Annotated in this window: 24 protein-coding genes; 3 read left to right on the top strand and 21 right to left on the bottom strand. The window is 45.4% G+C overall.

Annotation, left to right across the window (positions count from 1 at the left end; all coding sequences use genetic code 11):
• Window positions 1-6 precede the first annotated feature (6 nt).
• The 11 genes from flgK to degS all read right to left on the bottom strand — a co-directional run bounded on the left by flgK (window position 7) and on the right by degS (window position 8,839).
• Entirely contained in the window at window positions 7-1,527 is a 1,521-nt protein-coding gene (gene flgK / locus ACTSEZ_RS17865; protein WP_369735708.1) for a flagellar hook-associated protein FlgK, read from the bottom strand.
• An 18-nt stretch (window positions 1,528-1,545) separates the two neighbouring features.
• Entirely contained in the window at window positions 1,546-2,028 is a 483-nt protein-coding gene (locus ACTSEZ_RS17860; RefSeq protein WP_369735707.1) for a flagellar protein FlgN, read from the bottom strand.
• Between the two features lie 17 nt (window positions 2,029-2,045).
• Window positions 2,046-2,303: a flagellar biosynthesis anti-sigma factor FlgM gene (gene flgM / locus ACTSEZ_RS17855; protein ID WP_369735706.1), complete on the bottom strand. Its 258-nt coding sequence runs from the start codon at window positions 2,301-2,303 to the stop codon at window positions 2,046-2,048.
• Window positions 2,304-2,371: 68 nt separating this feature from the next.
• Window positions 2,372-2,785: a TIGR03826 family flagellar region protein gene (locus ACTSEZ_RS17850; protein ID WP_369735722.1), complete on the bottom strand. Its 414-nt coding sequence runs from the start codon at window positions 2,783-2,785 to the stop codon at window positions 2,372-2,374.
• A gap of 56 nt (window positions 2,786-2,841) precedes the next feature.
• Window positions 2,842-3,531 carry a ComFC family protein gene (locus ACTSEZ_RS17845; RefSeq protein ID WP_369735705.1) on the bottom strand — a complete coding sequence of 230 codons (690 nt, stop codon included), beginning with the start codon at window positions 3,529-3,531 and terminating at the stop codon, window positions 2,842-2,844.
• On the bottom strand, window positions 3,528-3,812 hold the full coding sequence (comFB, locus tag ACTSEZ_RS17840) for a late competence protein ComFB (RefSeq protein WP_320154753.1): 285 nt from the start codon (window positions 3,810-3,812) through the stop codon (window positions 3,528-3,530). Before comFB ends, ACTSEZ_RS17845 begins: the two co-directional genes overlap by 4 nt.
• Before the next feature lie 80 nt (window positions 3,813-3,892).
• Window positions 3,893-5,302, bottom strand: a complete 1,410-nt coding sequence (locus ACTSEZ_RS17835; protein WP_503129031.1) for an ATP-dependent helicase ComFA — start codon at window positions 5,300-5,302, stop codon at window positions 3,893-3,895.
• A gap of 41 nt (window positions 5,303-5,343) precedes the next feature.
• The gene (locus tag ACTSEZ_RS17830) at window positions 5,344-5,529 is read right to left on the bottom strand and encodes a hypothetical protein (RefSeq protein WP_369735703.1); all 186 of its coding nucleotides are present in this window, start codon (window positions 5,527-5,529) and stop codon (window positions 5,344-5,346) included.
• A gap of 371 nt (window positions 5,530-5,900) precedes the next feature.
• Window positions 5,901-6,743 carry a DegV family protein gene (locus ACTSEZ_RS17825; protein WP_369735702.1) on the bottom strand — a complete coding sequence of 281 codons (843 nt, stop codon included), beginning with the start codon at window positions 6,741-6,743 and terminating at the stop codon, window positions 5,901-5,903.
• 182 nt (window positions 6,744-6,925) lie between these two features.
• Window positions 6,926-7,609, bottom strand: coding sequence for a two-component system response regulator DegU (degU, locus tag ACTSEZ_RS17820; protein ID WP_029284755.1), 684 nt, complete (start codon window positions 7,607-7,609; stop codon window positions 6,926-6,928).
• A gap of 72 nt (window positions 7,610-7,681) precedes the next feature.
• Window positions 7,682-8,839: a two-component sensor histidine kinase DegS gene (degS, locus tag ACTSEZ_RS17815; protein ID WP_029284757.1), complete on the bottom strand. Its 1,158-nt coding sequence runs from the start codon at window positions 8,837-8,839 to the stop codon at window positions 7,682-7,684.
• Between the two features lie 281 nt (window positions 8,840-9,120).
• Here degS and ACTSEZ_RS17810 point away from each other — a divergent pair, with 281 nt between their 5' ends.
• Window positions 9,121-9,756, top strand: coding sequence for a YigZ family protein (locus tag ACTSEZ_RS17810; protein WP_369735701.1), 636 nt, complete (start codon window positions 9,121-9,123; stop codon window positions 9,754-9,756).
• A 19-nt stretch (window positions 9,757-9,775) separates the two neighbouring features.
• Complete coding sequence (locus tag ACTSEZ_RS17805) at window positions 9,776-10,780, top strand: LCP family protein (protein ID WP_369735700.1); 1,005 nt, start codon at window positions 9,776-9,778, stop codon at window positions 10,778-10,780.
• 75 nt (window positions 10,781-10,855) lie between these two features.
• Here the strand turns inward: ACTSEZ_RS17805 and ACTSEZ_RS17800 are convergent, their stop codons facing one another.
• Together ACTSEZ_RS17800 and ACTSEZ_RS17795 are read right to left on the bottom strand one after the other, a co-directional pair.
• Window positions 10,856-11,932 (bottom strand): glycosyltransferase family 4 protein, encoded by a 1,077-nt coding sequence (locus tag ACTSEZ_RS17800; RefSeq protein WP_369735699.1) that lies wholly within the window; start codon window positions 11,930-11,932, stop codon window positions 10,856-10,858.
• 131 nt (window positions 11,933-12,063) lie between these two features.
• On the bottom strand, window positions 12,064-13,179 hold the full coding sequence (locus ACTSEZ_RS17795) for a glycosyltransferase family 4 protein (RefSeq protein WP_369735697.1): 1,116 nt from the start codon (window positions 13,177-13,179) through the stop codon (window positions 12,064-12,066).
• 100 nt (window positions 13,180-13,279) lie between these two features.
• Between ACTSEZ_RS17795 and ACTSEZ_RS17790 the strand changes: the two genes are divergently transcribed.
• Window positions 13,280-14,473, top strand: a complete 1,194-nt coding sequence (locus ACTSEZ_RS17790; protein ID WP_369735696.1) for a glycosyltransferase family 4 protein — start codon at window positions 13,280-13,282, stop codon at window positions 14,471-14,473.
• 186 nt (window positions 14,474-14,659) lie between these two features.
• Here ACTSEZ_RS17790 and wecB read toward each other — a convergent pair whose 3' ends face one another.
• The 8 genes from wecB to ACTSEZ_RS17750 all read right to left on the bottom strand — a co-directional run bounded on the left by wecB (window position 14,660) and on the right by ACTSEZ_RS17750 (window position 25,666).
• Window positions 14,660-15,805: a non-hydrolyzing UDP-N-acetylglucosamine 2-epimerase gene (gene wecB, locus ACTSEZ_RS17785; RefSeq protein ID WP_369735694.1), complete on the bottom strand. Its 1,146-nt coding sequence runs from the start codon at window positions 15,803-15,805 to the stop codon at window positions 14,660-14,662.
• Between the two features lie 134 nt (window positions 15,806-15,939).
• Window positions 15,940-17,154 carry a glycosyltransferase gene (locus ACTSEZ_RS17780; protein WP_369735692.1) on the bottom strand — a complete coding sequence of 405 codons (1,215 nt, stop codon included), beginning with the start codon at window positions 17,152-17,154 and terminating at the stop codon, window positions 15,940-15,942.
• Window positions 17,154-17,885, bottom strand: coding sequence for an ABC transporter ATP-binding protein (locus ACTSEZ_RS17775; protein ID WP_203289066.1), 732 nt, complete (start codon window positions 17,883-17,885; stop codon window positions 17,154-17,156). Before ACTSEZ_RS17775 ends, ACTSEZ_RS17780 begins: the two co-directional genes overlap by 1 nt.
• The gene (locus ACTSEZ_RS17770) at window positions 17,886-18,665 is read right to left on the bottom strand and encodes an ABC transporter permease (protein ID WP_369735691.1); all 780 of its coding nucleotides are present in this window, start codon (window positions 18,663-18,665) and stop codon (window positions 17,886-17,888) included. It abuts the gene before it with no gap.
• Window positions 18,666-18,967: 302 nt separating this feature from the next.
• Window positions 18,968-20,227, bottom strand: a complete 1,260-nt coding sequence (locus tag ACTSEZ_RS17765; protein ID WP_369735689.1) for a nucleotide sugar dehydrogenase — start codon at window positions 20,225-20,227, stop codon at window positions 18,968-18,970.
• Window positions 20,228-20,305: 78 nt separating this feature from the next.
• Window positions 20,306-21,946 carry a glycosyltransferase family 4 protein gene (locus ACTSEZ_RS17760; RefSeq protein ID WP_369735688.1) on the bottom strand — a complete coding sequence of 547 codons (1,641 nt, stop codon included), beginning with the start codon at window positions 21,944-21,946 and terminating at the stop codon, window positions 20,306-20,308.
• 40 nt (window positions 21,947-21,986) lie between these two features.
• On the bottom strand, window positions 21,987-24,668 hold the full coding sequence (locus tag ACTSEZ_RS17755; protein WP_369735686.1) for a glycosyltransferase family 2 protein: 2,682 nt from the start codon (window positions 24,666-24,668) through the stop codon (window positions 21,987-21,989).
• Entirely contained in the window at window positions 24,668-25,666 is a 999-nt protein-coding gene (locus ACTSEZ_RS17750) for a class I SAM-dependent methyltransferase (protein ID WP_369735685.1), read from the bottom strand. The genes ACTSEZ_RS17755 and ACTSEZ_RS17750 overlap by 1 nt, the downstream gene beginning before the upstream one ends.
• Window positions 25,667-25,694 lie beyond the last annotated feature (28 nt).

Here is a 25,694-nt window from a genome sequence, read left to right as displayed (position 1 = left end):
TTTCACCTACCTTCTTAATCCATTGATAATGGTGTCAAGCATCTCATCCTGCAGCGAAATCATTTTCGCCGAGGCATTATAGGCGTGCTGAAATTGAATCATATTGGTCATTTCTTCATCGAGTGAAACAGCACTTACCGACTGGCGGCGCTGGTCAACTGCCGAACGGAGGACATCTGTGTTGCTTGAGAGGCGGTTTGCTTCCTGGGCATCAACGGCCATACCGCCAATCAGACTCTCGTAGAAGTCCTGGATGGTCGTCGTTTTTCCGCCAATGTAAAACGTCTGATTTTTCACTTCTGCAAGCGCCAAAGCATTTTTTCCGTCTCCGATGTTTCCATTGGAAGACGCTGCGATGTTGTCGGTTGAATCGAGAATATCCTGGTGCAGCTGAATAAGGGCAGCGGCACCTTCAGGAGGATTTGTCAGGCTGCCAAGATCGAAGAATGGAGAGCTGACTGCTCCGCCTTCTTCTATTCGCTTGATGCTGTAGCCCGCTTCCTGAACTTTGTTGACTTCGGTTGCAAAGCTGTAGGCAAGCTGGTCAAGCTGCTGAAGCATTTCCGGGTAAACTCCCTTAGCAGAACCGCCCTCATTGTATCCGTACGAATCAATTAAACTGCGGATCTTGCCCGCGCTGCCAAAATCTTTCACATTTAAAGCCGCTCCGCCGATGGAGACGGTATCAGCAAGACCGTTATCAGGAGAATATCCGACGCTTATTTCGTTCACGGTTTTCGCTTTGCCGTCCACAAGTGTTCCGAGAGATTTGCCTCCAGCGTCTACGATTTCAATAGAAACAGATCCTTCCGCGATCGGAAGCGCATTTCCCCCGCTTTTTTCATAGGAGATTTTCACGTTAGAAAGGCCCGACAGCTGATCAAGCAGACGGTCCCGCTCATCGTACAAATCATTCGCCAGATAGCCGTGCGGCTCGATTTCCGAGATTTGTTTGTTGATGCTGTTAATCTGGTTTGCAAGGGAGTTGATTTCTTTGACTGAAACTTCAAGTTCGCTCTTCAGCTCACCCTGCACAGCTTTCAGAGATGTAGAAAGATAGTGGAACGTTTCCGCTACCGCCTTTCCTCTCTCGCGGACAACTGAACGGGCGCCTGCGTTCGTCGGGTTCAGAGCCAGGTCCTGCATCGACTGCCAGAAGCGGTCAAAGCTTTTGGAGAGACCGGTCTCAGACGGCTCATTCATGATTTCTTCCATCTTCAGAAGAGCATCGGCGCGGGAATCCCAATACCCGCTTTTGTTATTTTCATAGCGGAACTGCGTGTCCAGAAAGCTGTCGCGCACACGTTCAATTGTCCCTGCCTGAACGCCTGTCCCGGTTTGCCCCGGAATATGCGGACGGTTAATGGATGCATTCGGATAGGGCTCCGTCTGTTCAAAATTCACACGCTGCCTTGTGTAGCCCGGCGTGTTGGCATTGGCAATATTGTGGCCTGTTGTGTTCAGGGCGCTTTGCTGTGTAAACATTCCTCTTTTGGCTATTTCAAGACCTGAAAAAGTCGAGCGCATGGTTCATTCCTCCGAGCTTTATGCTTTTGAATCAAATAATGATTTTCGTTTCGGCTGAGCTGCCGCAGATAAGCCCGGAGGCTTGTAGGCCGGGGACTCTTCCTTGGGCATGAGCATATCAAGAGACAGGGAGACAAACTGAAGAGCCTGAACGGTCAGCTGCTGGTTCAGTTTGTTTGCATGTTTCAGCTTGTCCATGACATCTGTCAGGGAGGATAAAAGCTGCGCAAACTGGACCTTGTCTTCTCCCTCTGCTTTTTCAATGCATGCCGACAGTGTAAGATCATGATTTCTGCCCAGATAGGCAGAGGTGAGCGGGATCCGTTCCTTTTCTGCAAGCTTAATAGCGCTTACGCAGATGTGCTCCTGCTTCAGGGTTTGCTGCAGCACAGCCAGATCTTCTTTTTTCAGGGCTTCTGTTTTCGTTTCGGCAAGCTTCAGAAGCTGCTGGTTGAGCCTGAGAAGCTTCTCGAGTTTAAAAATTAATGGCTGTGCTGACACGGCAAATCCTCCTGATTCTATTTCTTATAGTGATTAATAAGGCTTTCGGCAACAGCTTTCGGGTCAGGCTGATAAGTGCCGCTTTCAACTTGTTTTTTAAGAGCTGCCACTTTTTCCTGTCTTGCGGCATCGATGCTGTTCTGCTGCTGAAGTTCTTTCGCTTTGGATGAGATCTCTACCTTATCCTGTTTCTGTGCAGCCTGCGGGAGCTGCTGCTTTTCCGCACTTCTTTGGTAGGGATTGATTGAAGCTGAATTCAGATGATTGATTTTCATCTCTTATCCTCCTCCATTCCTGTGATGATATCTTTATCGGCCCTTTTTGCCGGCCATTAATAGTCTTACTAGTTTTTGGGCTGAAAGGTATAGAAAGTCGCTTTCTCCTCTGTGACTTTCTGACGGCGTTCTTCCTCCCGCTCTAAGTCGAACAGCTGAGTTTTCAAGTCTTTTGAACATGTGAGGCACAGCTTGTTCTCCCTGATCAGCGTTCCGCATTTCTGGCACGGGTAGCCGAGATTCGGAAAATTGGCGAGCTGGATTCGTCCCTGTCTGATGAATTTCAGAATCGTGTCTTCAGAGACTTCTGTTTCCTCTGCAGTAGTCACCAGTGTTGCGCTGCGGTTTTTGCTTTGCTTCAAATAGCCGTAAACAGCTTCAAACTGACGCTCTTCTTCTTTGCTGCATGTATCGCAAACTGTTTTAAACGGTGTTTTTACAAATAACGAGTAGCATTCCGGACAATTTGATAGTTCCACAATTATTTCTCCTATCATTGTACTATATATCATTAATATCGGTTCGTTTTTGAAAACGTTTAGCCCCTGACGAGAGTTAAAGAAGAGACCTTTTTTGCCCCGTTTTGGATCAGTACGTTCGCCGCATGCCTGATTGTCGTGCCTGTTGTGTAGATATCATCGATTAAAAGGATGTGTTTTGAAAGAATGTCTGAAGGATTTTCGATAAAAAAGACATTTTCACTTTGAAGGCGTTCTTCGCGGGTTTTTTTGGATTGTTTTTCAAGATGCTTGCGGGTTAAGGGTGAAAGGACGGGGCGGCCGAGAAGTTCAGCGAGGAGGAGTGCCTGGTTAAATCCGCGTTCGTAAAGTCTTTCGCTGCTGAGAGGAACCGGAATAATGAGGCCGGCCTCTTTAAAGTGCTGAAGGAAAGCTTGCCGGAAGGAGTCTTGAAAGACGCGCACTAATGCTGCATCCCCCCTGTATTTGTATCTGGCGATCACATCTTTCATCCAACCGTTGTAGTGGTAAACCGAGCGGCTGCCTGCGAGAACAGAGCCGAGTTCCAGGTCTGACTGCCACCTTTCACAGTCATAACAGACATGTTCATCTGCCTGAGGCCGGCCGCATGTTGGACAGACCGGTCCTTCGATCAGAGTGAATTTATCAAAGCATTCTGAGCAGCATGTTTCTTCTTTTTCTAAGAAAAAAACGCTTCTCCACGTAACCGTTTGTGCAAGCTCTGCTGCGCAAATCAGACAAAGGCTCATTCTTCACCTCTTTCAAATCTCCGGCAGCGCGGCATATCCGACACCATTTTCGCCGACTCCGCAAGCTTGACAATCAGCGTCGTCATCTGCTGCTTGTCTATAAATTCCGCTTTGACGTAGGCGATTTTGCCGGCGTCTGTCACATATCTCGGCTGGACTCTGTTCAAGACAAGCGCGAGCACGTCATTCAGGCATTCATCGCACGTGCAGCTCATCTGAAGAGCCTGCTTATATTCAAATAACAGGTCTGACATAATTTGTTCCATTGCATTAACAGCCAACGTCCTGTCCCCTTTCCTGCTGCTACTAACCGATTATGCCACAACGTAAAAATGTTGGATATATTTAACATGCTAAACAGTCAGAAAGTCACTTTCGCAGCTTCAGAATTCATCATTTGAATATGCTTTTTGGCACGAATCATCGCTTCTGTTTTCCCGTAGTGAAAAAAGCGGACATCCCCATCAGGGTGTGCAGCGCTCCTGCCGACACGACCTGCAATCTGGACAAGTGCGCTTTCAGTAAAAATACCTGCTTCTGCCCCGAGCACTGCCGCATCCGAACCAGGAATGGTGACTCCCCTCTCCAATATGGTCGTTGTGACAATGATTGGAATGGCGCCGTCTCTGAATTTCTGCACCTTTTCTTTTCGGTCCGGATCTTCTGCATGGACCCCTTCTATCGCTGCGTGCTGCTCTTTCAGGATCGCCACAGCGGCTTTTAAAACGGGAATCGAAGGAACAAATAAAAACGACTGTTTGTTTATGGCAAGACGGTCAGAGACCCATTTCTGAAGCGGTTCAGGGAGTCTCTTTTTCTGAAGCGCCCGTTTATAATGCCCGCACCAGATGAAGGAAGGAACAGGGAGTGGATGACCGTGGTATCTTTGCGGAGTTTTCACATGAAGACTGATGGTTTCTTTTATTTTTTCAGAAGGGGTGGCGGTTAAGTAAATCAGGGAACTGTCCGGCTTTCGCGCTCTGGCTGCAGCAAACTGGAGTTTTTGGTCTGCTGAAAATGGAAAGGCATCCACTTCGTCAATGATCAAGACATCAAATGCAGCGGTGAAGCGCATGAGCTGATGGGTTGTTGCGATGACGAGATCCGCCTCCTGAAAGCGTTCTTCACTTCCGCCGAATAGGGAGGCGATCTTCACTTCTGGAAAGGCAGCACGCAGTCTCGGAGTCAGCTCAAGGATGACATCCGTTCTCGGGGCAGCAAGACAAACTTGTTTATTTTCTGACAGCGCTGCCTCAATTCCGTGAAACAGCATCTCGGTTTTTCCTGCTCCGCACACGGCCCAGAGCAGTAAATCCTGCTGATTTCTTACAGCATAAACCATTCGGTCAGACCCTTTTTGCTGGGCATTTGAAAGCCTTCCATCCCACTTCAGGCCTGTAAATGCTGCCTCGCTCTTTGGCCGGCACGGGCCTGTCCATTTGATGAGAGGCGTACATTCGCTTACTCTTCCCATCTGAATGCAAGCCCTGCAATAGGAGCAGCTTTCACTGCATCTTGCGCACGGAAAGGAAGCAATGAGCCTGGGATCTTTATTTCCGCAGCGGAAGCAAGCTCCATCTTTTACGCCGTATTCATAACAGACATAGCCATTTTCAACATGCGATTGGATAAGGGCAAAGGGGAAAGGAAGCTCATCAGGGAGCAGCAATCTGCCTTGAAGGTATGTTTGGAGGTCTTTGGAGTATAAAAATGATGGATTGGTTCGGCTAACACGGAGGCTGTGTTTGGCGACCTGAAGTCCTTCACTCACAATCTCTGCGGGTTTCAGCAATCCATTTTGGACCGAAAACCTCACTCCTGATCGAACTTCGTTTTTTCAATTTTTCTGAAGCGCTTTTCAACACTGATTGGCGTCCTGTTCAGTTGTTTGGCAATATCACGGAATTTGATGTTCTGTTTTCTGAGTTCAACGAGCTTGCGGTCCTCAAGTGTTGTCCAGTGCCGATATGGCCGTTTTTGAATGTCAATTTCCTGCATATGATCTCTCCTCTATATGGATAATGAAGTATACATATCCAAGTATGGGAATAAATGCAGGTATTGTCTAGTCATGTAATAAAAAAAGTATTGAAATAATGAAAATTTTCGGTGGGAATTTCGTCTTTTTTTCGTTGTTTTTCGTCCTTCTCTTCGGATACCGAAGAAAAATTGCAGGAAGAGAGTCCTGTGTTGACAAAAAGAGAAGTGGGTACTTATGCGGATAAATAATGCACCGTGGGAATGAAGTCAATTTTTAAAGGAGCTTTCTTATTATTTATCGGTTTAGCCGGCTGTTTTTTAATACTAAATTTCATCCAAAGAGAAAACCGCTCCGCAGCCGCTCGAAGGCGGCCGGCGGAGCGGCTTCTTTATCTCGTATACCAGCCAAGGCCCATAGCCCCTTCACCCAAATGGGTGCCGATGACGGGTCCGAAGTAGCTGATGGAATATTCGACGTGCGGATATTTTGCTTCGAGTTCTGCTTTCATGCTCTCTGCCTCATCAGGACGGTTGGCATGAATGATGACGGCGCGCATCGGCCTGCCTTTGCTTGCCTCTTCGTCAAAAAGGTCATAGATGCGGTTGAGCGCTTTTTTGCGGGTGCGGATTTTTTCAAATGGCACGATGAGTTTGTCTACAAAGTGCAGAATTGGTTTAACCTGCAGCAGGCTTCCGATCAGAGCCTGTGCACCGCTCAATCGTCCTCCGCGCTGCAGATGGGAAAGATCATCCACCATAAAATAAGCACTGATTGATTGCTTCACTTCGTTTAAGCGTTCCATAATTTCCTCAGGGGTTTTGCCCAGAGCTGCCATCTCTGCTGCTTCAATTGCGTAAAAGCCCTGCACCATGCAGCTGACTTCTGAATCAAACGCATAGACCTTGATGCTTTCCGCCATTTGTCCAGCAGTAACTGCTCCATTATAGGTTCCGCTGATGCCGCTCGATAAGTGGACGCTGATCACTGCGTCATATTCTTTTGAAAGCTCCTGAAACAGCTCGACAAATTTCCCGACCGGCGGTTGTGAAGTTGTCGGAAGCTCGCCTTTGCTTTTGACTTCCTCGTAAAATTCGGCAGCCGTTATTTCGACTTCCTCCTGATACACTTCCCCGCCAAAAATAACGCTGAGCGGAATCATATGGATGTTCAGCCGCTCGCGGGTTTCTTTCGGTATATAAGCTGTACTGTCCGTAACAATTGCCGTTTTCATAAAATGTACCTTCCTTGTCATCGACTTCTCAACTTGTTCTTTCATTCTATAAGATAATGCTATAAATTTCATTAATTTTTCATGTAAATAATTGGTGAACAGCAAAAATCCCTGTTACCTATCATAACAAGGATTTGCTTTATAGAAAAATTTCAAAATGAAAAAACCCGCCGAAGCAGGTTCTATCGCACTTCCACCCAGCCGTTTTTGATGGCAACGACTACAGCTTGTGTACGGTCATTAACGTTCATTTTCTGAAGAATGTTGCTTACGTGGTTTTTAACGGTCTTTTCACTGATGAAAAGAGCTTCGCCGATGCCGCGGTTGCTTTTGCCGTCAGCAAGCATCTGCAGCACTTCACACTCGCGGCGCGTCAGGATATGTAATGGACGCCGAATTTCCGTTGCGATTGTGGCTGTGCCTCCGCCTGAACCGCTTGTCGCGAGGCGTCTGAATTCATTCACAAGGTTGTGAGTGACTTTAGGGTGCAGGTAAGAACCGCCGTCAGAAACAACTTTAACCGCTTCAATCAGCGTATCTGCATCCATTTCCTTCAGCAGGTAGCCGCGTGCCCCCGTTTTCAGCGCATGAGTGACATAGTTTTCGTCATCATGAATGGAAAGAATAATGACTTTCGTTTCAGGATTTGCTTCTACAAGCTGCTTTGTCGCTTCCACGCCGTTTACTTTCGGCATGTTGATGTCCATGATGACGACATCAGGCTTGCTGTCTTCAACGATTGAAAGAGCATCCTCTCCGTCATCGCCTTCTGATACAACTTCAAAGCTTGGTTCAAAATCCAGGATCCGCTTAACGCCTTCCCGGAATAATTGGTGATCGTCTATAATTGCAATTCTTGTCTTCATGCATACGCCTCCCATTTTTTTATTCTAGTCTAAAACAAGGTCATGCCGTCAATATGCCTTTTGTCTCCTTTTTCAGACGTTAAGAGGCACCTGTATCATAATGAATGTCCCAAGACCTATTTTCGAATCAATGGTCATTCTTCCGTTCAGGAGCTCCACCCGCTCCCTCATGCCGAGCAATCCGAATGACTTTTTCTGATTTTGAATGGTATCCCTCGTATCAAAGCCTTTTCCATTATCTTTGATCATGAGGACAATATTATTCTGATTCACTTCGACTTTCACCTGGATTTCGCGGGCCTCGGCATGCTTGAGGGCATTTGTCACAGCCTCCTGGGCGAGGCGGAACAGCGCAACCTCAAAGCGCGGCGGCAGCCGGTTCTCCTCAAATTCACCGAGGCTCGAGAACAGGATCCGTGTTTTCCCATTATACTCCTCAATCGTATACAGATATTTTCTGAGCGTCGGGATCAGGCCAAGGTCATCCAGGGCCATTGGTCTCAGGTCATAGATGATGCGGCGCACCTCATAAAGGGCATTCCGGACATTCTGCCTCAAAGAACGGATTTCCTTGAAGCCCTCTTCAGAACCGCGCTCTCTGAATATCCGCTCAATTAACTCAGAGCGCATCATCACATTTGCAAGCATCTGTGCAGGCCCGTCGTGAATCTCACGCGAAACGCGCTTACGCTCTTCTTCCTGGGCTTCAATAATTCTGAGGCCGAAATCCTGCCTCTGCTGGGCATCTTCAATGAGCAGGCCAACCTGCCGCAGATCCTGATGCAGATAGTTCAGGACGACGGTAATCTGGCTGACAAGCACCTCAGCGCGTTCAATCGTCTCCTGAAGACCGAGCAGCCTTCTCTCAAGGTCATCACGGCGGTCTCTGAGCTGCTTTTCCTTCTGCTGCAGCATCGTCAGCTCAACCTGAAGCTTGTGGGCCTTCTCATACGCCTCCCGGATTTCCTCTTCGCTGAACTGCTTGAAGTGCTTACTGACCTCTGAGAGGCGCTTTCTGGCGAATCTCGCATGCACCTCAAGCTTGTCCCCCTGCTCAATGACATCATTCACCTGTATTTTGATTTGCTTTAACTCTTCGACGAGCGATTCGTATTGATGGCGGGACTGTTCGCCGATTTTAAAGATCTCGCCTTTGCTGCCGTCCACGGTTTTTACCATTTTATCCAGAATCTGATCGAGCACTTTGCAGTCGAGCTTCTTGGAGTCCACTATATCTCCTCCGCTAATGGGTTAAAATAAACTTCACACACTATCACACAATATAATGATTGAACTGAAAATTTTGTCGCTTTATAATAGAAGAATGTGCTTTAGAAAAGCGTAAGCGCCTGTTCAGCTCCGAAAGCCAGATAAGAAATCACCGGAAAAGTCCGATTTTGACTTTTTTGGGGATTTTGTTCTGGCAGAGGAGTTAGGCGCTGAAGCTTGTCAGCGCAAAATATACTCATAAATATGCTGCCTTCTGCAACCCTTTAAGGAGGTGTACAAGCATGCTTTCACACTATTATACCGTAAAAGGATACGGAGAGCATGAAATATCCATACAGAAATCCCGTTTTATTTGTTATCTTACCCGTGCTGAAACAGAAGAAGAGGCACAGGCCTTTATCCAGGAAATCAAAAAGAAGCACTGGGACGCAGCGCACAACTGTTCCGCCTATCTGATCGGGGAACAGGATCACATCCAAAAGGCAAACGATGACGGAGAACCAAGCGGGACAGCAGGAGTGCCCATCCTTGAAGTTCTGAAAAAAAGGCAGCTGAAAGATACAGTCGCAGTCGTGACGCGTTATTTCGGCGGCATCAAGCTCGGCGCAGGCGGTCTGATCCGCGCATACGGAAGCTCGGTATCAGAGGCATTAAATGAAATCGGCATTGTGGAGCGTAAGTTGACCCGTGTGATGCATACTAAGATTGATTATACATGGCTCGGAAAAGTGGAGAACGAACTGAGAAACTCCCGCTTTCAGCTCAAGGAGATCCACTACCTTGATACCGTTGAGGTTGAGACCTACACAGACGAGGGCCAGAAAGAAGCATTTACAGAATGGATGACTGAGCTGACAAACGGCCAGGGAGAAATCACAGAAGGCCGGCAGCTTTACTTAGAACAGCCAAAAATTTAAGAAAAATGAGGAGTATCTTATGAATAGGCAAGAAGTAAAGAAAATAAAGAAAAAGAAGAAGAAAAGCATTTTTAAACGCATCTTATTTTTATTCTTCATCCTCTTTTTAGCTGTTGGAGGATATGCCGGCTACGTGTTCTACCAAACCTATCAGGCAGCAAACAATTCCTACGATGACCTCGGCAGGGATAAATCAAAGCTCCGGGATGAAGCCGTTACCATTTCAAACGATCCGGTTTCGATTCTTCTTCTCGGCGTTGAGGATTATTCAAGCGGCGGAAAAGGCGGCCGTGCAGATACACTGATGGTCGCAACCTTTAACCCAAAGGATCAGACCATGAAACTGCTGAGTCTTCCCCGCGACACACGCGTAAACATTCCGGGAAAAGAAACCAAGCGTAAAATTAACTCAGCCTACTCTTCCGGCGGAAAAGAGCTGACAATTGAAACAGTAGAGGATTTCCTTGATATCCCGATTGATTATTATGCAACCGTAAACTTTGAAGGTTTTAAAAATATTATTGATATCGTCGGTGGCATCACCGTTGATGTTCCGTTTGATTTTGAACAGAACAGTGATGATCCTAAAGCTGAACTACTCGAATTCAAAGAAGGCCCTATGGAGATGGACGGACGGTACGCTCTTGCATATGCCCGGATGAGAATGGTGGATCCAAACAATGATATCGGCCGAAACGAAAGGCAGCAGCAGGTCGTGAAAGAAGTCATCAATGAGATTGTTTCTGCCGGCACTCTGCTCAAGGTTGATCAGCTCACAAACGAAGTTGGGGAAAATGTCGAAACGAACATGAGAATGTCTGAGCTTCTCGGCTTTTACAAAAAATACAACAAATTCAACACCGATAAGATTGAGACGGTCAAACTTGAAGGCGTCGGCGAATACGTCGGAAATGTAGCTTACTGGATACCGGATGATACAAGTCTCGCCAATATTCAGATTGAGCTCAAAAAACACCTCGAGCTTGAAACAGACAGTGATACACTCAGCAGCACAAATGAATAGGAAAAAGCTCCGGCCGGTGCTGGAGCTTTTTTCATGCATAAAAAAAAACCGTACAGCGCGTGCTGTACGGATTCATTAATTGTCTTTTTGAGGCTTTGCCGTCAGTTTTCTGAAGGCATTGATAAGCGGCTTATGGCCTTCGCCAATCAGGCCGACAAGCTCTGCTGCAATCTGAATGAACAGAAGCAGAATCATCATGATGAAGAGCGCCATCCACATCGTCGCATTTGAGAAGATGATGGCAGAAAGACCAAAGCATGCGCTGAAGAAGTAAATAAGCAGAACCGATTTTCTGTGGCTGAAGCCAAGGTCCACCAGACAGTAATGAAGGTGAAGCTTGTCAGGCGCAGCAATATTCTGCTTGTTCACAAGCCTTCTGACAATCGCGAATAGCGTGTCGAAAATAGGTATAGCCAAAACAATGATCGGGATAATAAAACCGAACAATGTGATGTTTTTAAATAATCCCATCGTGGAGAGTATGGCGATTGAGTAGCCTAAAAACAGCGCCCCGGTATCTCCCATGAAGATTTTGGCAGGATAGAAGTTGTGCACCAGAAAGCCAAGCGAGCTTCCGATTAGAATGACGCACAGCGACACGACCGCAAATTGAAAGTTTGTAAAGGCCATAATCAGGATGCTTGTCATCGCAATGGATGAAACACCTGCAGCAAGCCCGTCCAGTCCGTCGATCAGATTGATCGCATTGGTTACCCCGACAATCCAGAGGATCGTGACAGGATAGCTCCAGTAATCAAGGTAAATGAGCCCGAAAAACGGAAGCGTGATTTTGTTGATCAGCAAACCTGAGGATACGACAACTCCGGCAGCGGCCAGCTGTCCGATGAGCTTATACTTCGCTTTAAGCGTAAAACGGTCATCTAGAATACCGACAAGAACAATGATGAACGCGCCGATGATGACTTCATTCATATACATGGATTCGGGCTTAAGATAAAGGAAGCCTGCAGCGGTTCCGATAAAGATCGCAAGACCGCCCATCCTCGGCATCAGGCCCTGATGGATTTTCCGGCTGTCGGGCTTATCAACTGCACCCATTTTTATTGCAAGTTTTTTAATAAGTGGTGTGATCGATACAGCCACTATAAAAGAAACTATAAAAGCTATAATATAATTAGAATAATCTAACATGTCTGCACCAACTTATGTGTGATATTTTCACTTCCTCCATCATAGCAAAAATATTTAAACTTGCAATTATTATTTTGTTAAGAATCTGTTGCGGCTATTCTAAGTTTGAACGCTTTTTGAACAAATTCCTGCTACTTCAGGAGCTTCCGGTAAAACGCTGTCAGTTTCTTCTCTTCTGATTCCCAATTATAGACGGTTTCGAAACTTTTTCGGCCGTTCCAACCAAAACTCTCTGCCTGATCGGGGTGCTCAAGAAGGCCGGAAAGCGCACCGGAAATTGCTGCCGGGCTCTCAGGGTCAACGAGCCGTCCGCTGTTTGAGTTCTCCACTACTTTTCTGTAGTGCGGAAAATCAGAAGCCACTACCGCTGTTCCAGCTGCCATGTATTCAAACAGTTTATTTGGCAGACAGACTAAATGATTGGGCTCAGGCAGATAAGGAATAACGCCGATGGATGCTCTGGACAAATACGATTCAATCTCAGAGTAAGGAACGCTTCCGGCAAATGTGATCCTGTCAGAATGCCCGCTTTTCTCAACCATTTCCTTGATCTCTCTTTCAAACGCTTCTGATTCAAATCTCCCTACAAATAGAAAGGCTGCATCAGGATGCTTGTCCGCCGTCATGATGAACGCCTCCGTCATCTGTCTGATCCCCCGGATCGGCGTTATCCCCCCTAGATATAGAACAAGGCTGCGGTCCTTCTTGCCGTTATGAACGGTGAACATATCTGTCAGCGGATAATTTTCAATTTTGCATGACCGGTATTTTTGATACCTCTCCCCTACTTCATCCGTTGTATAAATCACGCCTGATAAAATGGGAAGACAGATTTTTTCAATCATCTCATACGCAAACCGCACCGGCTTCTTCAGCCAGCTTTTTAAATATTTCTTACTCATGATGGCATTCGGATAGTGCTCATGGGCATCAAAAATGACGGGTTTGCCTGTCATGATGCGCAGCAGTGTACCCGCAGGGATCAGCTCAGGGTCATGAAAATGATAGAGATCCGCACCCGTTTTTCTGGCCGTTTTCATAACCGTCAGTGTATGTAAAAATCGTTTGAGCTCTGATTTTGGCTTTTCGACCGGCACGATTTTAATGGAATCATCCAGAACAGCATCAGGTTTTGGCGCGACAAGCGTCACATCATAACCCGCCTTCTGCAGCGACTTGCATTGTTTATGGTAAATGCGTCCGTCATATGCCTGGTGGACAGAGGTGATGACACATATTTTCTTCATGGGCTTATCCATTCCTTTTCACATCAAAGTTGTAACTTTTCCATTAATACTTTACACTAATATATTGACATATCCTAATATTTTATGGAAAGGGATTACTATGCGAATTATTTACATTACACAGCACTTTCCGCCTGAAATAGGTGCAGCTCAGGGACGTGCATTTGATATGAGCACAAACCTTTCAAATTTGGGCCATGACCTGCATGTGCTGACGGCCTTTCCAAAGCCATCCTCAACATTATTCAGCAAAGAGAAGGTAAATAAACTGTCTGTTTACCGATCTTTTCAAATACGAGATACGAAAAAGAGCTCCATACGCCGGCTCGCCAACTATTTATCCTTTATGGTATCAAGCGTTTTCAGCGGTTTCAGAGTCAGAAAGCCGGATATTGTATATGCGACCTCCCCTCAGCTTTTCCAGGGTGTGACGGGATATATCCTGAGCAGGATCCACAGAACAAAGTTCGTCTTTGAAGTCCGCGATTTATGGGTCGACTTCGCTGAGATTCTCGGCCAGTTTAAAAACAAGCGCCTGCTTGACCTTGCAAGAAAGCTTGAAAGGTTCATTTACAACAGGGCCGATTTGATTGTTGTCGTGACGCACGGCTATAAAGACCGTCTGATTGGCATGGGTATATCAGCCGATAAAATCATCGTGATTCCAAACGGCGTCAACCCGCCCTCACTGGAAGCTCCTTCACAAGTACACGATGTGAAAAAAGAGCTTGGCATCGAAAATCAGTTCCTTGTCCTCTACACCGGCAATATCGGCGCTGCCCAAGGTCTTCAAACCATCATTGAAGCAGCAGACAAGCTTAAACATGACCCAAGCGTCTGTTTCCTTTTCATCGGAGAAGGCGTTGAAAAAGAACCTTTAATGGAAAAGGCCGCTTCGATGGGACTGACAAATGTACGTTTTCTTGAGGGCAAACGAAAAGAGGATCTTGCCTCCTACTACGAAAGTGCGGACCTTGGCATCGTCAGCCTGAAAAAACATCCGCTGTTTGAAATTACAATTCCATCAAAGGTATTTGATTACATGGCCGTCTCGCTGCCTGTCCTGATTGGCGTGGAAGGTGAGGCAAAGGAAATCGTTGAAGCAAATGAGGCCGGCTTCCCATTTGAGCCTGAAAACGCAGATGACTTTATCCGTGCTTTAAAACTTGCTCAAAGTCAGCCGGAACGTCTCCAGACCATGAAAAAAGGACTGCGCGGCCACCTGCTTCAGTCATTCAACCGGGAAACGCAGGCAAAAGAACTGTCTGATGCTCTGCAAAAGCTGCAGAAATGACCGTTACTTGCCGAAGTGGACGTATTAGTTGCCGAAAATAACGCTTTAGTTGCCGGCTAGACCATTTTACTTGCCGCAGCTCAAAGATTACTTGCCAAATCTGCTTCATTCCTTGAATTTTCCCATCCGCTTCCAATGAGAAGCAGACAAAAGACCTGATGCCGCAGCATCAGGTCTTTTGTATTTTTACACTTCAAATGGAACAGGCTTATCGCTGCGCTTCTCGAAATGATGCAAAATTGCTTCTACAATCCTTCTTGAAGCTTCGCCGTCGCCGTATGGGTTGGATGCCTTAGACATCGCCTCATAGCGCTCTTTATCGTTCAGCAGCTCATAGGCAAGCTGATAAATGGTTTCTTCTTCTGTACCGGCAAGCTTCAGAGTGCCTGCTTCGATGCCTTCAGGGCGCTCAGTTGTGTCGCGCAGGACAAGGACAGGGACTCCAAGTGAAGGAGCTTCCTCCTGCACGCCGCCTGAATCGGTCAAAATGATGTGTGCTTTAGCTGCGAAGTTATGGAAATCATAAACGCCAAGCGGCTCAATCAAATGAATGCGAGGGTCATTTCCAAGCACCTCATCCGCCACTTCACGAACGGCAGGATTTAAGTGAACAGGGTATACAACCTGAACATCTTCATGCTCGGTAATCAGTCGTTTAATCGCACGGAACATGTTTCTCATCGGCTGGCCGAGATTTTCCCGTCTGTGCGCTGTTAAAAGGATCATCCGGTCAGATCCTACTTTTTCAAGGACTTCATGTGTGTATTCTTCTTTTACCGTTGTTTTCAGTGCATCAATCGCTGTGTTTCCAGTTATGTAAATCGTTTCGCCCTTCTTATTTTCCTGAAGCAGGTTTTGCTCTGCTTTGTTTGTCGGCGCGAAATGAAGATCAGCAATAACCCCTGTGATCTGGCGGTTCACTTCTTCAGGGAACGGAGAATACTTATTCCACGTTCTGAGGCCGGCTTCAACGTGTCCGACAGCAATCTGGTTGTAGAACGCTGCTAAGCTTGCGACAAACGTAGTGGTTGTGTCACCGTGCACAAGAACAAGATCAGGTTTTACTTCTTTCATGACTTCATCAAGGCCTTCAAGCGCCTTTGTCGTAACGCCGGTCAGAGTCTGACGGTCCTTCATAATGTTCAGGTCGTGATCCGGTTTGACTTCAAACAATTCCAGAACCTGATCAAGCATTTGACGGTGCTGGGCCGTTACCGTAACAATCGAATCAATTTCATCCGGATATTTTTCAAGCTCCAGTACAAGCGGTGCCATTTTGATCGCTTCCGGTCTTGTCCCGAAGATTGTCATGACTTTTAATTTGCGGTCCATATATTCTAACTCCTTTTATGTCCAATTAGGATGATTATATCATTAAGCAGAAAGAGAGTTGTTTTCTATAGTATTAAGATTTGTCTTCAATAATATTTCAGGTCTTTCAAAAAAGATGCGGTTTTAAAACCGCATCACAGATTATTATACATCTCAGCAAGCTTTCTGCTTTCTGCTTCCCAGGTTAAAACTCTCCTTGCCTGCAGGCAGTTTTGCCGGTAGTACTCGTAATTGTTCTTCACTTTCATGATCCCGGCCTTGATGCCTTCTGTTGTTTCTTCAGCAAGCACGCCCGTCCTGTACTCATCGATTACGACCGATTTGCCGGGATGGTTAGAAGAAACAGCAGGAACGCCGGCCTGCAGATATTCAAACATTTTGTTCGGTGTGGAGTAATAGTTATTTTTTGAAACTTTCTCATACATCACAAGGCCAATGTCGGCCTTCCGAGTGTAATAGAAGAGATCCTCTGACGGTACCTGGTCTTGAAAAAACACACGGTCTGATAAGCCGAGAGACTCAGCAAGCTTCACCAGTTCCTCTTTAAGTAAGCCGGAGCCGATCATCACGAGCTTAAAGCTCTCAGGCAGTTCAGCCATTGTTTTCACAATAAGATCAAGGCCGCGGTATGGAGAAAAACCGCCCTGATAAAGCAGTACCGTATCTTCTTCTCTGAAGGTATAATTCCAGTCAATCGGCTTATTGCCGGCCAGCATCTCTTCAGAAAAAAGCGGGATATTTTGAATGAGCACGCAAGGTTTTTTTCCATTGCGTTCAAACAAATAATCTCTCAAATACGGATTCACCGTCACAAGCCTGTCTATTTTTTTAAAGAGATGCTTTTCCATCTTATAGCCGACAAACCGATCAAGCTCATTGCGGCCTGCCATTTCATTGAAAATTTCATGGGCATCATAAATCAGCTTAGCGGAGAAATCCTTTGCAAGCATGCTTCCCTGCCATAGCGTATTCAGGTCATGACAGTGAACAGCATCTATTTTAAGGTCTCCCACTTTGCTTTTTACTTTTTTATAAAACTCATAATACGCCATGTAATCTTTCAGTATTTTGACTAATGGCAGTCTGGCAGCCCGAACAACTGCACGTTTCAGACCGGACCGATTCGGCGCCTGTCCGGGATTTGCACCCGAAATGGCCGCCTTCATGCTTTTAACAGAAATAGGGAGACGCATCAGATGAATATTGGTATGTAGAAAAGGATCCGGTTCCTGAAACTCGCGGACGCAGGCAAGGTAAACGTCATGTCCAGCTTCCGCAAGGGCCAGGGCCTCCCTTTTCACTCTGGCATCATAAGGAATATCCTTATACAGCAGCATGAGGATGTTCATTATTTTGCCTGTTTCATGAACTCATCGTATTCTTTGACGATCGGTCCTGTTTCACCGACTGCTTTTTGCTCGCCGAGATGAATCCAGACGACGCGGTCGCAGATGGCTCTTACAAGGTTTGATGAGTGTGTGACTAAGATAACGGTTCTGTCCTGCTTGATTTTCTCCATAATGGCATTTCGGCACTTTTGCTGGAAAGCTGTGTCTCCAACTCCAAGTACTTCGTCAATCAGAAGAATTTCAGGATCAAGCGAAATCGCCGTAGCAAAAGCAAGCCTCGATTTCATCCCTGCCGAATAGGTGCGGACAGGCTTGTAAATAAAATCGCCAAGCTCGGAAAACTCAATAATGTCATCAATCTTCTCGTCAATCTGCTTCTTTTTATGGCCAAGAAGCAGTCCATTCAAATAGATGTTCTCGATTCCGGGAAGCTCAGGCTGGAAGCCCGCTCCAAGTGAAAGAAGAACCGGATGCTCGTCATCCTTGATGTTAAATGTGCCTTTATCAGGCGAAATCAGGCCGCTGAGCAGCTTTAAAAGCGTACTTTTCCCAGAGCCGTTCCGTCCAATGACACCTAAAACCTCGCCTTTTTTCACTTCGAAATTAAGGCCCTTCAGAGCCCAGAAACGATCATCTTGCTTATGCATATTCAATAATTTCTTTAACGGCTTCTCCGTAAATTCCGGATAAGAAACCCAAAGATCTTCAACTTCGATTATAGTATCAGTCAATTAAATCACCTTAGCATATTCTTTTTCATTTTTGTTCAGCAAACGAATTCCGAAATACAGGATTGCAAGAGAAACTACCGTTAAAATAAGGAGCGGGATCCACTCAGGCGCTCTGCCGTAAATCAGCACGTCTCTATAGGATTCCAGAATCGTTGTAAAAGGATTCAGATAGAGCAGCGGAACAAGCTTGTCCGGCACTGTGCTCATTTCAAATAAAACGGGTGATAAGTAAAGTAAAACACGGGAAATATACTGCATCATATTTTTAACATCCCGGATAAAAACACCTAAGTGTGCAAGGAAAATCATAACGCCAAGCAGGCAGAATGCATTAATAATAAAAATCAGCGGGAATAAGAGAACATAAGGTGTAAACTCTGTTCCGAAAATAACCAAAAACAAGATAAGCACGACGGCGCTGATTAAAAACTTAATGCAGTTTACTAGCAGCCGCACAACAACAAAAATAATTTTGGGCACATACACCTGCTGCAGAATATTTCCTTTGGATGAAATCGAGTTCGTTCCATCAACAAGTGCAGCTGTAACGAATTTTAAAGGAATAAGCCCTGTAAAGATAATGATCGGGTAGTTTGGCGTACCCCGGTCAAGAATGACCACGACCAGTAAATAAAAGATTGCCATATAAAAAATTGGATCAAGGATCCACCATAAAAAACCGAAATACGTTCTTGAATTGTTCGCTTTAAAGTCAGAAGCAGTCAAGTGATAGATCAGGTCTTTATTGGATTTAATGGCCTTAAATGTATCAAGTAGCATAAGATGTTCTCCTAACTCACAAAATGTTGCACCTTCCTAATAATATACCTAGTCCAAAGACCTTTCAAGTTTTAGAGGGATTTGTAAAGGTTTTGACATGAGTAACAGACAGACTAACTTTTCATACCTTCTCCAGGCAGAAAACGTCAAGTTGGAAACTCCTTACCACCAGTATCCCCGCTTTCCCTCTATTCAGCCCCTGTGCAGGATTTACCCGCAATGCGCTCCATTTAATCAATGGAATGAAGCTCCGGAATAAAAAAAGACCATAAACTAATATGGTCCCCATTTCGTCTTTTTTCTTACTTAACGAATTTGTAAAGGTTGCCGAAGTTGATGTACGTGATCTCTTCAGGGCAGTTCTTTACGACGTTTTTCGTGTCAAAGATACGTTTTGTTTTCATTGCTGTGAAGTCAGAAGCATCAAGTGCTTTGAATTCGTTATGGTCTGTCAGAACAAGCACAAGGTCTGATTGCTCTGTTGCTTTTTTGATGTCTTTTTCTACCCAGTCTTTTTGAACATGCGGGTCATATGCGATGACTTCGTTTGCACCGGCCATTTTAAGCTGCTGGTAGATGTCCATTGCAGGACTTTCACGGATGTCATCAACGTTGCCTTTGTATGTTAATCCGAAGACTGTGATTTTCTTGTCGTCAAGGCCACCAAGCATTTTAGAAACGTTTTCTACAACAAAAGAAGGCATAGAAACGTTAATGTCGCGCGCCTGATAGATGAGTTTAGCCTGCTCCGGAGCTTCTGCCACGATGAAGTACGGGTCAACTGCAAGACAGTGTCCGCCAACGCCTGGTCCAGGGTGGTGAAGGTTTACACGCGGATGCTTGTTGGCCATTTCGATAACGTCAAGAGCGTTAATATCAAGCTCCGTACAAATTTTCACAAGCTCATTTGCAAGTGAAATGTTGACGTCACGGAATGTGTTTTCCATAAGCTTGGACATTTCAGCTGTTTTAGCATCTGTCAGGATCAGTTCGCCTTCAACAAATGTGCTGTACACTTTTGCTCCGGCTTCTTTACAGGCTTCTGTCACACCGCCGATGATGCGGTTGTTGTGAATAAGCTCATGCATGATTTGTCCAGGCAGAACGCGCTCAGGGCAATGCACAAGGAAAATGTCTTCGCCGATTGTATAGCCGTGCTTTTCAAGAAGCGGCTTTACATGATCGTCTGTTGTACGCGGTGCGATTGTTGATTCTACGATGACCGTGTTGCCCTTTTCAAGGTAAGGAATCATCATTTCAACTGCGCTCAGTACATATTTTAAATCGACTGATTTATATTGATCGTCTTTATTTGGAGTTGGAACGGCAATAATGAATACGTCTGCTTTTTCAGGCTGTGTTGATGCTTTGAATTTGCCGGAAGCCATTACTTCTTCAAGCGCTTCCTGAAGTCCAGGCTCTTCGATATGAATTTTGCCTTGGTTTAATGAATCAACAACATGCTGCTGGACATCTACGCCTAGCACGTCAACGCCATGCTTTGCAAACATAATAGAAGTCGGCAGTCCGATATAACCAAGACCTAGTGTTGCGATCTTCATGTGAATTCTCCTCCAGTTGGTTGTTCAAAAATTTCCCTCATACCACATTACAGCTTAGAAAACACTGTGTCAATAATTTCAGCTGCCCTGCTCCAAGAGAACTTTTTCTTCCTTTTTTTCTTTAATTTCTTTCAGTTCCGCCTGAATCATTTTATGCTTGCCGCACTGGAACCTGACGATATGCGCAGCTTCCTCTGATTTTTGCAGAAAGGCTTTTGGGTTGTAGTAAAGATATTCAATGGCTTCTGCAAGTCCCATGTAGTCTTCCCCTTTTGCAAGGAAGCCGCACGAGTCATCAATAAATTCAGGAATGGCGTAAACAGCTGACGTTACCGGCACAAGACCGCTTGACATCGCCTCTCCAAGAGATACCCCCTGCGAATCCATCCGTGATGGACTTAAAAAGACGCCGTGGGATTTATGCTGCTCCGCGATTTCTTTCTGGGACAGGAAGTAATTATGCAGATGAACGTTCGGAATCCCTTTAAGCGGCTCGACGGTTTCATTCCACAAAGGACCCTGGCCGAAAATATCAAAGGTCAGATCTTCGAAGAACGGCTTGTCCTTAAGTGCAAGGATTGCTTTCACGGTCTGGTCATTCGCATACGTTCTTGAAGCAAACGGGCGAATTGTTAAAATCCGTTTGCGCTGCTCTTCTGTTTTTTCTACATAATCAAACAGCTCGTCATCAATTGAGTTATGAATGATGCTGTAGTTTTTGATGATGGTGTTCGTATCTTTTTCAGCAACGTTCTCTTTGTACCATTTCGAAACGAAGATGAATTTTATGTCGTCATCTTCCGTGGTGTAAAGATCTGCCATGAAATCCAGCTGCGCCTGATTGCGCTTCGCATATTCAAGGCTATTGCGGATTTCTTTTGTGCTCTGGTAAAAGTTGAACCAGCGGCGGTACCATTTTGTTGTCTCAAACCCGTGCACCCATACAAGCTTTGGCGTGTATCTTGCGTTTGACTTGCGGACAGCGCGGTACATTCTTTCATTGATAAAGTGAAACATCACTTTCTTGTACGGCTTTGCATTTAAAAGGTTTGTCAGCGCATCCTCTCCGCCAATATAGACAGGCACACCTTCATAAACGTAGTGAGCGATACTTGCCGGAGATGTGTTCAATCGGTAGATGGCACAATTAATGCCATTTTCCCGGTATCCGAGCACGCGCTTGTGAACAAACATGTTCTGGTAATACGTGTTTTTCTCGGGATATACATTCGTAACGATCAGGTAGTCAGTCTCAGGGTGTCTTAAATACAGCTCTTTCTGACTGTCTGAAGTCGGCACGTTATACGCTGAAACGGAAAAATCGGTTATCGCGGCTTCTCCTGACCCTGAAAGTCTGATTCCCATGGAATAGCTCGCCACATTCGCAGGGAAGCTTAGATTCATTTCACTTCCAAGCGGATTGTACTGAACATATACCTTGTTGTCATTTCTGTCATAGCCGACGATGACCTGCTGCACCTGAACCCCGCTGTTTACTGTACCGTCAATTCTTGCAATGTACGTATAGCCCGGGTTCAGACTGCGGTCAACCCTGTTGCCTTTATTATAATAAAGAATGATCGGACCCGCGTCTTTTACCAGCTGGGCAATCTTGATGTCCAGCTGTGCGCCTCCGTCAATCTGAACATCAAAGCTTTTCTTTGTATCTTTCGGCCATTTATCAAAAAAAGTGATTTCTTTAACCGGCACATTCAGCATGATGTCCCCTCCCGTCAATTGAAAAATATGAGACATACCTTTATTTTCTGCGTTTTAGTCCCCAATATTTCAACTGTAATTTTCCAAGTTTGGAATTTTGCAGTTTCGTCAATTTTGTCTGCAGCTCGCTGATGGTACGCTCTTTTTCTTCAAGAAGCTTTTTCTGCTGTTCCTGTCCTGCTGAAATCATTTCTGGAGAAATGCCGGACCTTTTCAGTCCTGCAGCTTCCTGTTTGCTGATCAGCTCGCCAAGGTTCTCCCTGGACTCCACATCATCGGCAATAGCTGTCAGGATGGTTTTAAATTCCTGCTCCATTTCCTTCTTATCCTGAATCAGGCGGTCGGCAAGCTGGCTTAAGCGTTCGAGCTCCTCTTGGTCCGTGCCGGCAGTATGATGGAGTTCAGTTTCCGTCTTTTTGATCCAGCTTTTTTCGAATACTGTGCCAGCAGCTGCGGTTCCGCCGGCAGCAGCTGCCGGTTTAGCCGGAGCGACCGGTGCCTTTTCCACTTTTCGAGCTTTCTTTCCGGAAAATTTCTTCGCAACCATTTTGTCAAAAACAGTTCCTGCAGCTCTTGCATCATTTAGCGGAGACAAATAAGTGATGCCTTCACTTTGACCGAGAATACTGCCTTCTTCATAGACGCCCCAAATGTCCGTGCCGCTTCCTTTGTAGTCGCTCAGTTTAGACGGCAGATAAGGATTGATTGGCTTGTTGTCTTTCGTTGTTGAGTCATTGACAACCAGGCAGTCGAACTTTGTGCAAAGGTTCAGGAACGTGTAGAAATCGACAAACCCGTTGACAATAATAGAGTCCTCAAGCGGATCGTTTTTAAGCTGATCTTCAAGCTCTGTCGGTTTAGCCGTAAAGACATGGATCAGGACTTTGCGCTGAGTATCCTCGTGCGCTTCTTTTAAACCTGAGAACAAGTCGTTCAGGTTCCGCTTGCTGTAGAAGTTTCCAAAATAGGCAACGTTCACATGGTCTTCAGACAGAAGAGGATAATCAAATTCCTCCATGTGGTAATAGCTTTCCGGCAAAGTCGGATGCGGCTCGATGACAACTTTTTGCTTAATGATCGGTTTAATTTCCTCAATCGGGAACATGTCCATCATGTACTGATACTGATTTTTATTAGTGAAAATCAGTTCATCTGCAAAAATATACGGAAGATATTCGCACCATACGAAGAGACTTGCATCGTTTGGAGACGGGAACCCTGCTTTTTTTACATCTGCTTCAAGCTGCTTTAAATACCCCTGATCGGTAATATCAACAAGACGCTTTTTAGCCTCAATGTCATAGATCAATGGATCGGAGAATTCAGCGATCCATTTTGTCTGCGGGTACTTCTTTTTGTACTCATACGCAAGGAAGTGGGAGGCTGCCCACATCGCACGGCTGAATACCTGCTTATGAACGCCGTTTTTCTCGACTAATTCGTTTGCGCCTTTCATTCCCATGTCTACGAACGTTTTAATATGGGCCCAGTGTGAAAAGCTCGACGGCGAATTGATCGGAAGTCTTGTATGAATTAAATCATCCACCATTTGGTTCAGGGATGCATTTTTTGTACGGACTTTGTCCATCGTATTGTAGATGACATCTGAAACCTTGCCTGCCTGTCTCATACGCTTCGCCATAACGTTGCCGGCTGTGTCGTTGTAAGGAGGGAAGCAGTATGAAACAACCAGCTGCTCAACGCGGTCCTTGTTCAGCAGATGGTACGGGAAGTATACAGGTCTTCTTGATGAGATTTCTTTCATGATGCGGTCATACTCATCTTTATGTTCTTCGTAGTACTTCACGATGAACGAGACCTGTGCATTGATCTTTCTTTCGATAAAGTCGCGCTTTTCAAAAGGCAGATCTGGAACAAGCAGTTCATTCATTTTCTCGATGCAGTCTGCACGCTGTTCGACGTTAAAGTTAAACGTCATTGCCTGGCGGGAAATGGAGTTTTCCCTTAGCGTGCGGTAGTATACAGCTTTTTTAGTTAATGAAGCCACTGCGAACTTAAGGTCGTTTTTAACGAAAAGCTCTGTGAAAAAGACGACGTCTTCACCGCTTTTAAGGCTCTCATCAAATTTATACTTTTGTACATATAAAGTCGGAATCAGCTTGCACGCATTGATGGTAAGGACAGTGTGAAGCTTCATATAAGGGCTTTGTTTGCTGATGACGGACTTTAAAATCTGGCGGTTGATCGGATTGGAAGATTGAATGTTTCCGTCCGGCTCAACATTGTAAATTTGAGAAATAACAGCTGTATCAGGCTTTGCCTGCTTGTACATTTCCTCAAGGAAATTGGCAGAAAAATAATCGTCATCGTCAAGGAACGTGACATATTCACGTGCTGCAAGCGAAATTCCTTTATTGCGCGCAATCGATGCTCCTGCTTCGTCCATTGTCACGACACGGATATTGGACATGTTTCTTTCCAGGGCAATCTGTCCGATCATCTCTTCTGTATTGTCTTTTTCGCCGTTGATGACAATGATTACTTCAAACATGGAATGATCAATTGTCTGATCAGCCAATGAAGTCAGGCATTTTTTTATGACTTTTTCACCTTTATAGGTTGGGATAATAACGCTGATGCCTTTATCGTAGAGGGGCTTTTCATTTTTCCGCACGTGCTCCTCTTCGATGTCATACCCCATTTTCTTTGCTCTAGTTAGTCGGACTTTCTCTAAACGTTTGAGTATTTCCACTTTAAGCATTATTTCTTACCTCTTCCGGCTAGTTTTTTCTTCAATGCCCAGTACTTCAGCTGAACTCTGCCAAATCGGGATTTTTTCAGGACATTATAGCGGTGCTCAATATAAGATGCTTTTCGGTTCGCATCTTCGATTTTATTTACGGCTGCAAGAGCTGCTTTAAGTGCATCTTCTTCGCGGTTTAAAAGCTCAACCGTTTCAATCTGCAGCTGGCGGATATATTCCTCCTGCTTTGCAATCTGTGCTTTCAGCTGTTCATACAGCGTGTCGCCAGACTCTTTAGGCTGCCGAAGCTCTTTTAGCTCTTTTTCCTGTTTTGCAGTCTGACCTGCAAGGGTTCCGATGCGCTGCATATAATCTCTTTCCAGGGCGTAAAAGCCCTGTTCAAGCTTCTGCAGATTCTCTTTTGTATAAAAAGGCAGATTTTCTTCAGGAGAAGCTGTGCAGACGACGCCTGACCATCTTCCTAAATAATCAAAGGACTCAATTTTAAAATGAGGGCCGATTTGTTCTGCCAATAATGAATAATAGTACGTCCGCTTATGGTCGATAAAATCATTGATGCCAAACGGGACGGTGACAATCAGTCTGCCGCCCGGCTTAAGATGAGCCAGGGTTTTCTTAAGGAAAGCTTCAGGATCACTGATATGCTCAAGCACCTCTGTCAGAAGGATCGTATCATAATCCTTTTCAATTTCGTCATCAGTCATGAAATTCGATACTTTGAATGTGACAGAAGCTTGAACGGACGGATGTTCCTTGCCAAGCTCTTTAATGGCGTAATCGATCGATTCCCGGGAGATATCGATTCCATCTACTTTTTTGCCTTCCCGGCCGAGGAGGATGGCATTAATACCTTGTGAACAGCCGATGTCGAGCACCTTGTTTCCCGTAACACGTGTCACAATCCAGTTGATGCGTTCTCTCGTTTTTTTGCTGAAATCCGTTCCTAAAGCTCCATAATAAGCTTCATTGACGCGATCTATGATATTTTTACTCAAAAAAACTCCTCCAATTAGCTAATGGCTT

Source organism: Metabacillus mesotrionivorans (genome assembly GCF_052171315.1).
Taxonomy (GTDB): domain Bacteria; phylum Bacillota; class Bacilli; order Bacillales; family Bacillaceae; genus Bacillus_P.
This window is presented reverse-complemented; position numbering and strand designations above follow the sequence as displayed.